The 11,475-nt window shown below is 72.1% G+C and carries 11 protein-coding genes; 6 read left to right on the top strand and 5 right to left on the bottom strand.

The features are described 5' to 3' along the window. Window positions 1-5 precede the first annotated feature (5 nt). Window positions 6-335 carry a hypothetical protein gene (locus OG747_RS24660; RefSeq protein ID WP_405881513.1) on the top strand — a complete coding sequence of 110 codons (330 nt, stop codon included), beginning with the start codon at window positions 6-8 and terminating at the stop codon, window positions 333-335. Here OG747_RS24660 and OG747_RS24655 read toward each other — a convergent pair. From OG747_RS24655 to OG747_RS24645, 3 genes are all read right to left on the bottom strand, one after another. Next, complete coding sequence (locus OG747_RS24655) at window positions 317-1,105, bottom strand: hypothetical protein (RefSeq protein ID WP_405881511.1); 789 nt, start codon at window positions 1,103-1,105, stop codon at window positions 317-319. The two genes, OG747_RS24660 and OG747_RS24655, sit on opposite strands and share 19 nt — an antisense overlap. A gap of 243 nt (window positions 1,106-1,348) precedes the next feature. Further along, window positions 1,349-4,567, bottom strand: coding sequence for a sacsin N-terminal ATP-binding-like domain-containing protein (locus OG747_RS24650; protein ID WP_405881510.1), 3,219 nt, complete (start codon window positions 4,565-4,567; stop codon window positions 1,349-1,351). 313 nt (window positions 4,568-4,880) lie between these two features. Continuing rightward, window positions 4,881-5,807, bottom strand: a complete 927-nt coding sequence (locus tag OG747_RS24645; RefSeq protein ID WP_405881509.1) for a DUF3027 domain-containing protein — start codon at window positions 5,805-5,807, stop codon at window positions 4,881-4,883. Window positions 5,808-6,301: 494 nt separating this feature from the next. Between OG747_RS24645 and OG747_RS24640 the strand changes: the two genes are divergently transcribed. Genes OG747_RS24640 through OG747_RS24625 form a run of 4 tightly spaced genes read left to right on the top strand, consistent with a single transcriptional unit; the run spans window position 6,302 to window position 9,934 of the window. Next, window positions 6,302-7,732 (top strand): MFS transporter, encoded by a 1,431-nt coding sequence (locus tag OG747_RS24640; protein ID WP_405881508.1) that lies wholly within the window; start codon window positions 6,302-6,304, stop codon window positions 7,730-7,732. Between the two features lie 59 nt (window positions 7,733-7,791). Further along, entirely contained in the window at window positions 7,792-8,277 is a 486-nt protein-coding gene (locus OG747_RS24635) for a DUF2771 domain-containing protein (protein WP_405881507.1), read from the top strand. 26 nt (window positions 8,278-8,303) lie between these two features. Further along, entirely contained in the window at window positions 8,304-9,041 is a 738-nt protein-coding gene (locus tag OG747_RS24630) for a futalosine hydrolase (protein WP_405881506.1), read from the top strand. 5 nt (window positions 9,042-9,046) lie between these two features. After that, window positions 9,047-9,934, top strand: a complete 888-nt coding sequence (locus tag OG747_RS24625; RefSeq protein ID WP_405881505.1) for a 1,4-dihydroxy-6-naphthoate synthase — start codon at window positions 9,047-9,049, stop codon at window positions 9,932-9,934. Window positions 9,935-9,962: 28 nt separating this feature from the next. Here OG747_RS24625 and OG747_RS24620 read toward each other — a convergent pair whose 3' ends face one another. Next, complete coding sequence (locus OG747_RS24620) at window positions 9,963-10,346, bottom strand: cold-shock protein (protein ID WP_405881504.1); 384 nt, start codon at window positions 10,344-10,346, stop codon at window positions 9,963-9,965. Between the two features lie 149 nt (window positions 10,347-10,495). Between OG747_RS24620 and OG747_RS24615 the strand changes: the two genes are divergently transcribed. Beyond that, complete coding sequence (locus OG747_RS24615) at window positions 10,496-10,777, top strand: hypothetical protein (protein WP_405881503.1); 282 nt, start codon at window positions 10,496-10,498, stop codon at window positions 10,775-10,777. On the opposite strand, the gene OG747_RS24610 is transcribed toward OG747_RS24615, so the two are convergent. Continuing rightward, entirely contained in the window at window positions 10,753-11,439 is a 687-nt protein-coding gene (locus OG747_RS24610; protein WP_405881502.1) for an HAD family hydrolase, read from the bottom strand. The genes OG747_RS24615 and OG747_RS24610 overlap by 25 nt on opposite strands. Window positions 11,440-11,475 lie beyond the last annotated feature (36 nt).

The raw sequence follows: 11,475 nt of genomic DNA, 5'->3' as shown, positions 1-11,475 counted from the left end.
TGAACATGCCCGTGCGCGCCGGGCCCGAGCCCGGGGAGTACGACCCGGAAACCGGAGTCCGGACGAAGACCGCGGACAAGTCACGGGTGTCGAAGCTGCTCGGCATCCCGCCTGCCGGGCTGACCGACGTGTACCCGCCGGAGGACATTCACGCCGCCGAGTTCCGGCGCCTGACCGGCATCGGCCTCGAGCTGGACCGCTACGAGTACTTCCTCGACGTCGAAGCCGACCGATGCGAGGGATGTAAGGACCGAGCACGAAGGCCGGTGCCGCCCTGGCTGGGCGGCACCGGCCTTCGTCATGTCGGCCGGGGGACCTACTGCACGTCGACGTAGTCACCCGTGGCGCTGACGGCCGGGGTGGTCGTGGTGCCCGCGAAGGAGTAGCGGAAGGTGCCGTCGACGGACGCGGTGACCGTCGTCTTCAGCGCGCCACCAGTGGTCGTCATGATCGTCTTGACCGTGGTGTAGCTGGTGGCGCCCTTCTTCTTGAACTGCAGCTTCACCGGCTGACCGACGTAACCGGCGTACTTGCCGGTCTGCCAGTCGGCGCGGGTCAGGGCACCGGTGACCGTGATGGTCTTGCCCTTCTTGACCGGCTCCGGGGTGGCGTTGACGGTCAGCTTGGAGGCGCGCTGGAGCTTGGTGGTGCCGAGCCCGCCCTGCCACTTGACGGCGGCGTCGGCCGTGACCGCGACACCGCCCACGTTCCAGGTTCCGGCGTCGGCGTTCGCGATCTCGTCGACGACGGTGGGACGGAAGTACATGGTCGCCGTGCAGTTGGCCACGGTCGTCGAAGCGGCCGTGCAGGTCCCCGGTTCGTCACTGCCGAAGGCCGCGGTCTGCTCCGTCAGCGAGGAGCCGCGGTAGAAGATCGGGCCGGTGCCGAGCTTGTCGGGGCCGATGCCGACAGTGGCGGGGTGCGTCAGGGTGTAGGTGACCGTGACGCCGGTCTTCACGGTGCCGACGACAATCGCCTTGGCCTTGTTCACCTTCATGTTGGAGAAGGTGACGTTGGGCGCCGTGGCCGCGTGGGCGGCGGGCACGGCGAAGGCGGAGAGAGCGAGGGCGCCGGAGACGGCGGCCACGGTGGCGCGAATGCGCATGCGATCCCCAAGTGGAGAAAGGGGCCCCGACGGTGGTCGTTCCTCACGGTTCGTCGTCACTCGGGGCCCAGGTGATCGTGGAATCTGTTGACTCCGATGATCAGATCTGCGACGGGTGTGAATGGTTGTACGAGTGAGGAAACCTTTTTGCCCCTATGACCAAGGTCACAGCGAGGGCCCGTCGGAGGGGCGCGGACTATGGTCCGCAACCCCTCCGACGGGCCCTCCGACGGGCCTTCGGGCTCAGTCGAACCAGCGGTCGCGCGCCAGTTCCTCCGTGCGGGAGGGGTCCTCCAGCAGGGCCGCGACCTCGAAGCGGCGCGGCCACTGCCCGGCCGCCCAGGCGAGCCCGGCCGCCACGCCCTCCAGGGTGGAGGCGTGCAGCACCCCGTCCCTCGTCCGCCGCCAGTCCAATTCGGTGCCGTCGACGACGAGTTCCTCGTGTTCGACATACGAGGTGGGAGTCGAGGGGCCCAGCAGGACCCGTACGGACTCCGGTACGTCGTGCTCGGTGCCCTCCGAGGTCACCTCGCCGGTCACCGACTCGCTGAGCCGCCGCACCTGGAACAGTTCGGCGAGATCGGCGGCGCGGGACGGCCGGACGGGGAGCAGCGGCATACCGCCGGTGAAGGGCAGCAGGTCGGGCGAGTCGACGACCACGGCCTCGGCCGCGTCCACGACCGCCACCTCGCCGTCCACCACGGCCCGCAACTCGTCCGGCAGAGTCACCTGCTCGGGCTCCAGGTCGGCCAGGGCGCTGTAGAGGGCGTGCAGCTGGGCGCCGGTGACCTCACGGTCGGGGTCGGCGAGCCGGTCGAGGAGTTCGGCGGCGCCGCCGGGCTCGTCCAGGAGGGCGGCGACCGAGGTGCGTACGCCGAGCGCCCGCAGTACCTGCTCGTCGTCGAAGCCGGTAGCGTCGGCGGCGTCGTACAGGCCGTGCAGGAGGGGGTCGCTGCCCGCCGCCCGTAGACCGGCCGGTCGGCGGCCGTCGAGGACGGGGTGGCCGCGCAGCCACCAGGCCGTGTACGGCCGGACGATCTCGTGCGTGCCGTCCGGGAGCAGGATGCGCACCGGCTGGGTCAGCGCGTCGCGCAGCGGCGGCTGGGAGAGCAGCGCGAGGGCCTCCGGCCAGCGGTCGTCGTCGACCAGGTCCAGGTCCCGTACGGCGACGATCTCCGTCGCGACCGGCGGCACCGGGGCGTCGGGCAGCCGGTCGAGGACGTCCTCGCACCACACGTCGACGGCGTCCAGCAGACCCGCGTCGTCGGGTTCGGCGAAGTCGGAGTCGCGGGGCTCCAGTTCGTCGGGGTCGAGGACGACGTCGGTGGCGCGGACGAGGGTGAAGTTGGCGAGCACGCCACAGGCCGCGAGCGGCTGTTCGCCCCAGCGGTCGGCCAGCTCGGCGTCGATGAAGGCGAGTTCGTCCTCGCGCATGACCTGGGCGAAGGGGCTGCCGGGCAGCACGAGTTCACCCGCGGGCGCCGGCTCCCCTTCCTCGTCCAGGAGGGCGAGGGCGCCGAGCCAGGGCTCGTCGCCGGGTTCGAGGGCGGCGTCGCGGACGAGGGCGAGGACCAGGTCCGCCAGCTCCTCGGCGTCCGGGGCGTCCTCGTCCCACGCCCCGCCCTCGTCGTCGAGCGACGCGGCGACGGCGGCGCGCACCTGCGGGGTGGTGAGCACGGCGCGGGGGGTGGCCGGGAGGGCGCCCAGCTTCTCCAGGAGAGGGTGGGCGGCGTCCGGGTGGGCGACCTTGAGGCCGAGACGGGCGAGGGTGTCGGAGGTGGCGGCCCAGGTGTCCTCGGGAGTGGGCCCTTCGGGGAGCGGCAGCAGAATCTGCCGGGGGCCGATGGTCGTACGCCCGTCGGCGAGCGGTACGGGCAGCCCGGAGAGCCGGTCCGGGTCGACGCCGGCGAGGCTGTCGTACAGCCGCCGCCACCACCCCGGGTCCTTCTCCAGCCCGGCCAGCCGGTCCACGGCCTCGGTGAGCGGGACACGGGCGACGCCCAGCGTCCGCAGCTCCACCCGGCGTTCGAGCCCGGCGGGCAGCAGGCTGGGAAGCACCTCGGCGAGCACGCGGACGGTCTCGGCACCGGCGCCCTCGACGACCTCGGCGTCGCGGGGCCGCAGGGCGGCGGGATTCTCCGCGATGCCGATCCCGGGCTCGGTCCCGGCCCCACTCTCCGTTTCGGGCCAGTCGGCGGGGGCCTCCTGGTCCTTGTCCGGCGGGGCGGCGGGCGGCAGGAACGCGGTACGCGGCAGCCGGTCCAGGATCGCCTGCCGCAGGGCGCCGTCCAGCTCGCCCTTGCCGAGCGGGCCGGGCACGAGGTCGATGATCCCGGTGTCCACCGGGCGCCAGGCGGCGAGCAGTTCGGCGTACGCGTCCGCCGCGCGCTCCACGAGGAAGTCGGTGAGCGGGCCGGGCGCGGCGTGGCGCCGGGTCGTGTCGAGCGGGAGGGAGGCGATGAGGAGGGCCGGGACGCCGAGGGGTTCGTCGCTGGGGGTGGGCGCGTGCACGACGGGGCTGGTACGGGGCCGGGCGGGCGTGCCGTCTCCGTCCACCGGAACCGCCCAGGTGACGGACCAGTGCGGGCGCAGGCGCTCCTCGACCGGGCGGTCGGCGAGGAGGGCGGCGTCGAGGGGGCCGTGGTGGGAGACGGTGCGGTAGGGGGTGGTGCCGTGGCGGGAGTCGTCGATGGTGACGCCGTGCGGGTCGGTGCGCCGCCGCAGCGTGCGCACGCCGCCCTCGCCGCCCTCGCCGTTCCCGACCTCGACGATCACTTCCTCCAGGCCCGGGAGGGCGAGCAGGAGGGCGTCGTCGATGGTGTGCAGGAGACGCTCGGCGAGATCCTCGGCGGCGGGGTCCCGCAGCGGCAGGATCACGGCGGTGTCGTACGGGTCCGGGGCCGTGCCCTCAGCCGCGAACGGCAGCCGGAGCAGCGGTACATGGCCGTCGCGGCGGCGGATCTCGTCGCCGAGACCCGGGCTGTGCCGGGCGGTGTCGGCGGCGAGTTCACGGGCCTCGGCGAGGGACCAGCGCACCCCGCCGTGCCGGCCGACCACGGCGGGCTCGTCGGTCACCGCGAGGACGGCCGCGAAACCGACGCCGAAGCGGCCGACGGCGGTGTCGTGCGCGTCCCGCTTCGCGGAGGCACGGAGGGTGGAGAGCGATTCGACACCGGACGCGTCGAGCGGGGCACCGGTGTTGGCCGCGACGAGAACTCCTTCGCGGAGGGTGAGGCGGAGGCGACCGGGGACGCCCGCGCGGGCTGCGGCGTCGGCGGCGTTCTGAGCGAGCTCGACGACGAGTCGGTCTCGGTAGCCGCCGAGGACGAGGTCCTCCTCGGCGTTGGCGTCCTCGCGGAACCGGGCCGGGCTGGTGGCCCAGGCGTCCAGCACGCCGCGACGCAGGCGCGCCGTGCCGAACGGGTCCGCGCCCTCGGGTGCCGGCCGCACGAACTTGCTCACGGTTCAGTCTCCTTCTCGCTTCGTGCGGCCGCGAGCGCTGGGCTCGGCCGCGGCACGAAGGTACCGCGCGATCCCGCCCCCGCCGCCCCTACCCGCCGCATCCTGAGCCTGGGGCTCCGCCCCGGGCACCCAGGCGGAAGCGCCCCGCCAGGGACGCGGTGAACTGCGACTGGGACGCTGTCGGCGCATCCGCTGCGGCCGGGTAGGCGGCTGCGGGAATGTGACACTCGCCGCGCAAGTGTCACATTCTCCGGGCCACACACCGTGACCCCTGGGGCACCGGCCGGACCGCCCACCACGCCGACCGAAATCGCTACGAGTGGCCCAGTTCCGCCGAGGACTCGTCCGTCGTGATCGAGACCGAACCGGAATCCGGGGAGGGACGGAGAGGGAAGGGGTCGACCCGGGTCTCGTCGACGACCGGCGGAGCCGGCCGCGGCGTTTTCGGCATGACCGCGGCCTCGGAGTGGCCACCACAGCCGTACGAGAGGGAGACGACCCGCCCGTCCGCCGGAGAGAACTCATTGGCGCAGACACCGAACGCCTGCCCGAGCGAGCCCCCGATGGGGTTCAGGAAGCCGCAGCTGACGCAGGACGCGGGGGCGGCCTGGGCCATCGCCGTCTTGGGCCCGTACGACTCCTCCCAGCGGTCGGCCGCGACGTGCAGGCCGTAGCGGGACAGGACGCGGGCCCGGCGCAGGCCGAGTTCCTCCGCGACGGCGGCGATCGAACCGCGGCGCGGGGCGACCGGAAGGTGCGCGGGGGTACCCGCGGTGACCTCGGCGTCCTCCGCCTCCGCCAGTTCCGCCATGTCCTGGGAGACCGCGGAGTTCGGCGCGGGCTCGTCCTCCCCGGAGAAACCGGGCTCGAGGCGCAGATCCTCGGCGTCGGTGGGAAGCAGGTCCCCGGGGCCCATGTCACCGGGGCGCAGCCGCTCGCTCCACGGCACCCACTCGGGGGCGAGCAGGGCATCGGGGCCGGGCAGCAGCACCGACTCGTCGAGGGTGACGAACTTCGCGCGGGAGGCACGGGCGACGGTCACGGCCCAGCGCCAGCCGCGGTACCCGAACTCCTCGCACTCGAAGAAGTGCGTGACAACGCGGTCCCCCTCGGAGACCAGTCCCACATGCTCGCCGACGACGCCGGGGGCGGCGGCCTCCTCGGCGGCGGCGCGCGCTAGGTCGACGGCCTCGGCGCACAGGCGGTCGGGGGTGCGGCTTCGCGTTGTCGCTGCGCTCACAGGTATCGCTTCTCTCCTACGCCGTCTCACGGGTGCGCCATTCCTCGGCGGGGGTGCGGACGGAGCGGACCGGTGGGCCGCGTCGACGTCCGCGCCCGATCGCGCTCGGGCGCACCTACGTCATCCATTCTGCGGGATGACCGAGAGGCGCGCGGCCGAGAACAACCGCCGCAGGCGCGTTACGCACGCTACCTTCTCCTGGGCCCTGGGCCCACACCGGCGGGGCGCTTCCGCACGCTGCGACGGGTTTTCCGGCTGCCCCGCAGCCGCGTTTGCCCACCCCACGGCCATCTCGTACAAATCGAAAAGAACCTCGGACGACCATCTCGGTCGGCCGGAAAACACACCCCGGGCCCGTTCCCGTCCCACTCGGACCGCCACAGCGCCGCTCGGCCCTGCTCGGCCGGCCCCACTCGGCCCCACTCAGGCCCAGTACACGCGGTATACACGCGGTAACCCCACTACGCACGCCCTTCTCGGGGCACTATGGCGGAGTGGCAGCCGCAAGGTCGCCCCAGGGAACCGCCGGAATCGGTGGCGCCAAGGGGAACATCCGAAGTGGCGGATCGGGCCGGATGACCGGTTCCGTCCGCGCGGTCGGCCGTGCCCTGCAGTTCCCGGTGACGGGAACGGCGCGCGGAATCCGCAAGGCGACGCACGCGCACGGAGCGGGCGAATCGGGACTCGGCAAACTGATCGAGCTGCACGCGGTGAACGGCGCCGGCGATGTCATGATCACCGTCGCACTCGCGTCCACCGTGTTCTTCTCCGTCCCGACCGACGAGGCCCGCGGGCGCGTCGCCCTCTACCTCGGCATCACCATGGCGCCCTTCACCCTCCTCGCCCCGGTGATCGGCCCGCTCCTGGACCGGCTCCCGCACGGCCGCCGGGCCGCGATGGCGGCCTCGATGCTGGCCCGGGCGATGCTCGCGCTGCTGCTGTCGGGCGCGGTCGTGAGCGGCGGCATCGAGCTGTATCCCGCCGCACTGGGGGTGCTGGTCGCGTCCAAGGCGTACGGCGTGGTGAGAAGTGCCGTCGTGCCCCGGCTGCTGCCACCCCGGTTCTCCCTGGTGAAGGCGAACTCCCGGGTCACCCTCGGCGCGCTCCTGGCCACCGGCGTCGCCGCGCCGATCGGGGCGGGGTTGCAGGCCCTCGGCCCGCGCTACCCGCTCTACGGCGCCTTCGTGATCTTCATCGCGGGTGCGTTCCTGTCGTTCACGCTGCCGCCCAAGGTCGACTCGGCCAAGGGCGAGGCCAGGGCGCTGCTCGCGGCGGACGAGGAGCACCTGCACGGGCCCCAGGTACTGAAGAAGTCGGTGCGGCGGCCCGGGCTGCGTACGGTCGGTACGGCCGTCACGCACGCCCTCGGCGCCAACGCCTCCCTGCGCTGTCTCTCCGGCTTTCTCACCTTCTTCCTCGCCTTCCTGCTGCGCGAGCACCCGCTCACCGGCGAGAGCGCGGCCGTCTCGCTCGGGATAGTGGGCGTCTCGGCGGGCGCGGGCAACGCGCTCGGCACGGCGGTCGGGTCCTGGCTGAAATCGCGCGCCCCCGAGATCATCATCGTGACGGTCGTCGCGGGGGTGCTGGGGGCCGCGATCACCGCCGCCGTGTTCTTCGGAGCCTTCCTGGTGGCCTGCCTGGCGGCGGCCGCCGGGTTCTCCCAGGCCCTCGCCAAGCTCTCCCTGGACGCGCTGATCCAGCGGGACGTGCCGGAACTGGTCCGTACGTCCGCGTTCGCACGCTCCGAGACGCTGTTGCAGGTGGCCTGGGTGTTCGGCGGCGCGGTCGGCATCGTGCTGCCCCTCAACGGCCCGCTCGGTCTCTCGGTGGCCGCCGTGATCGTCGCCGTCGGATGGCTGACCACCGCGCGGGGGCTGCTCAGCGCGGCGCGGCACGGGGGCCCGGCGCGGCCACGCGTGGCCTGACCGCGGCACGCCGTACCCCACGTGGGGAGAGCGGTGGGCGTGCCCGATAGCCTTCGGCCATGACCTCCCTGCCCCGCGGCAGAGCCGCCAATGGACATCGCCGCCGCGCCGTTGCCGCTCTCGGCGCCGTTTCCGCCGGACTTCTCGCCCTGTCCGCCTGTGAAAAGCCGACGCCGCTGGCCACCATCACGGTCGGCAAGAACTCCGTGAGCTCCGAGACCGACTGCTACAACGACGGCAAGGAGGTGAAGACCGCGGACCTGGCCAAGTGCCTCACCAGCAAGAACATCAAGTCCATCAAGGTCGACCCCGACGAGACCGTACGGTTCGGCGTGGACCCGAAGATCGCCGACAACGGCTGGACGATCCTGATGAACGGTCAGCCGCTGACCGAATCCAGCACGAAGACGTACCGCACGATCCCGGGCAGTGTCTTCTTCAACGCTCAGTACGGCGCCAGCGGCAACTCCACGACTGTCTCCATCAAGGAGGGCGACAAGACGGTGACGGGACTGTGGTCGTTCAAGTTCAAGAAGGACGCCTGATCGCTGCCGCTGGGCTGAAGGTACTGGTGGCCACCGCGGTTCCGGCTGAACGGGACGCGGTGGCCGAGGCGTTTGCCGGGGTCCCCGAGTCCGTACGGCTCCCTGGGGTGACCCTGGAGCGGCTGTCCTTGCCCACTGCGGCAACCGAGGCGACCGAGGCAACGGCTCCCGCTCGTACGACCCTCGATCTGCTGGCCGCCGGGGTCGGGCCCGCCCTTGCCGCCGCCTCTGTCGCCGGCGCGCTCACCGCGGGTGCCCTGGGCGGTACGCCCTACGACCTCGTGGTCTCCACCGGGATCGGGGGCGGTTTTCAGCCGGAGGCACGCCTCGGGACCCTCGTCGTCGCCGACGAGATCACCGCGGCGGATCTGGGCGCCGAGACCGCGGACGGGTTCCTGCCGGTCACCGAGCTCGGGTTCGGAACCGTCAGCCACCGTCCACCGGAAACACTCGTACGAGATCTCGTGGCGGCCACCGGCGGACGCGCCGGGACCGTACTGACCGTGTCCACCGTGACCGGCAGCGCCGAGCGCGCCGCCGAGCTGCGGGCCCGGCACCCCCGCGCGCTCGCCGAGGCCATGGAGGGCTTCGGTGTGGCCGAGGCCGCCGCCGCGCACGGCGTGCCCGTACTGGAGATGCGCGCGGTCTCCAACCCCGTCGGCCCGCGCGACCGCGCCGCCTGGCGCATCGGCGACGCCCTCGCGACCCTCACCGAGGCCTTCGGGAAGCTCGCGCCCGTCCTGGAGAGTTGGAAACCCGTATGAGCCAGATGAGTCAGACGAACCAGACGAGCCAAACGAGCCGGACGACTCCTGAACAGAAGCTGCAGATCGCGTACTCGCCCTGCCCGAACGACACCTTCGTCTTCGACGCCTGGGCTCACGGCCGTGTCCCCGGCGCGCCCGCGCTCGACGTGACCTTCGCGGACATCGACATCACCAACGGCATGGCCGAGCGCGGCGAGTTCGACGTACTGAAGGTGTCGTACGCCGTGCTGCCGTACGTCCTCGACGAGTACGCGCTGCTGCCCTGCGGGGGCGCGTTGGGCCGGGGCTGCGGGCCCCTGGTGCTCACCCGGGAGCCGGAGGCGGACCTGACCGGACGTACGGTCGCCGTGCCCAGCGAGCGGTCGACCGCGTATCTCCTCTTCCGTCTCTGGGCCGCGGACACGGTCCCCGGCGGGGTCGGTGAGATCGTGGTGATGCCGTTCCACGAGATCATGCCGGCCGTGCGGGACGGGAAGGTGGACGCCGGACTCGTCATCCACGAGGCCCGGTTCACGTACCAGAACTACGGTCTGCACAAGCTCGCCGACATGGGCGAGCACTGGGAGCGGACGACCGGGCTGCCCATCCCGCTCGGCGCGATCATCGCCAAGCGCTCGCTGGGCGAGGAGCGGCTGAAGGGCCTCGCCGACGCCGCCCGCGCCTCGGTCCGCGCCGCCTGGGACGACCCGGAGGTCTCCCGCCCGTACGTCCTCGCACACGCCCAGGAGATGGACCCCACCGTCGCCGACCAGCACATCGGCCTGTACGTCAACGAGTTCACGGCCGACCTCGGCGAGGACGGGTATGCGGCGATCAGGGGGCTGCTCACCCGTGCGGCGGCCGAGGGGCTGGTGCCGCCCCTCGGCCCGCACGCGCTGGAGTTCCCGTAGAGGTGAGGGATGCGGGCTGTACGTCGAGCTACACGTCGAGTTGGTCGGCGACCGCTCGCAGCAGGCCCGCGATCTTCTTGCCGGAGGCCTTCTCGGGGTAACGGCCTTTCTCCAGCATCGGCGTGATGTTTTCGAGAAGGGTCGTCAGATCCTGGACGATGGAGGCCAGTTCGTCCGGCTTGCGGCGCTGGGCGGCCGCAACGGAGGGGGTCGGGTCCAGGAGGATCACCGAAAGTGCCTGGTCACCGCGCTGACCGGCGACGACGCCGAACTCCACGCGCTGACCGGGCTTGAGAGCGTCTACTCCGGCGGGCAGGACCGAGGAATGAACGAAGACGTCGCCGCCGTCGTCGCGGGAGAGAAAGCCGAAGCCCTTCTCGCTGTTGAACCATTTGACCTTGCCGGTAGGCACGTCTGTCCTCGTCCTCGTACTCGTCGGAAACTGCTCTGAATAGCACTACAGCGGGTCGTCGGACCCGCCGGTACCAAGGCTAATGGTCCGGGGGCCGGTGACAAGGCGTCGCCGGATTGTTCCTTCGCGCTGGGAACTACCCTGGTCCGGTGCGTGACAAAACCCAACCGAATTCCGCCGAACCAGGTGACCGGCTGATCCGTGCCGGTGCCATCGTGTTCTTCGTCGGGGCCGTGGCCACACTCGTCACCGTGGCCCCGCTCCTACTCGATACGACGCCTTTCCCGACGTACATGTTCGGCTTGAGCATGCTCATGGGCGTCGGATTCCTGATCGCCGGAGCGGGGGTGTTCCGATCGGTCGCGGCCGGGCGCCGCCAGGCCCGTGCCGCTCAGGCCCGCACCGCTCAGGCCCGGACGGCCTCGCGGTAGTCGCCGTCGCCACCGTCGTCACCCTCGTCGCCGTCCTCCACGTAGGCCCTGAGCCACGCCGGGAACTCCGTCAGGTCGGCGAGGACGACGTCCGCGCCCGCCGCGCGCAGTTCCGTGGCGTCGCACGGGCCGGTGGCGACCGCGACGGAGTACGCGTCCGCGGTGCGCGCGCCGCGGACGTCGCCGGTGTGGTCACCGACGTACACGCTCGCGCCGTACTCGCGCAGCGCCTGTGCCTTCCGCTCGGCCCACAGGTTGCCGACCACCGCGTCGGCGTCGATGCCCAGGTGCTCGAGGTGCAGCCTGGCGTTGGGCTCCCACTTCGCGGTGACGACGACGGCGCGCCCGTCCACTGCCCGTACGGCCTCGACGGCCTCGCGGGCGCCGGGCATCGCGAGCGTGCCGGTGATGGCGTGCTCGGGGTACATCTCGCGGTAGAGGCCGGCGATCGTGGGCACCTGGTCCGCCGGGAACCAGTTGACCAGCTCGTCCTCCAGCGGCGGCCCGAGCCGCGTGACGACCAGATCGCAGTCGATGTACGTCCCCGTGCGCGCCGAGAGCGCCTGATAGCAGGTGCGGATGCCGGGGCGGGAGTCGATCAGGGTCATGTCGAGGTCGAAGCCGATGGTCAGCGCGTGCGGGGTCATCGATGCGATAGGCATATGGGCCATTGTGCCCAGGAGTGGTTTCGGCGATTC

This window comes from Streptomyces sp. NBC_01384 (assembly GCF_045040035.1).
Classification (GTDB): domain Bacteria; phylum Actinomycetota; class Actinomycetes; order Streptomycetales; family Streptomycetaceae; genus Streptomyces.
This window is presented reverse-complemented; position numbering and strand designations above follow the sequence as displayed.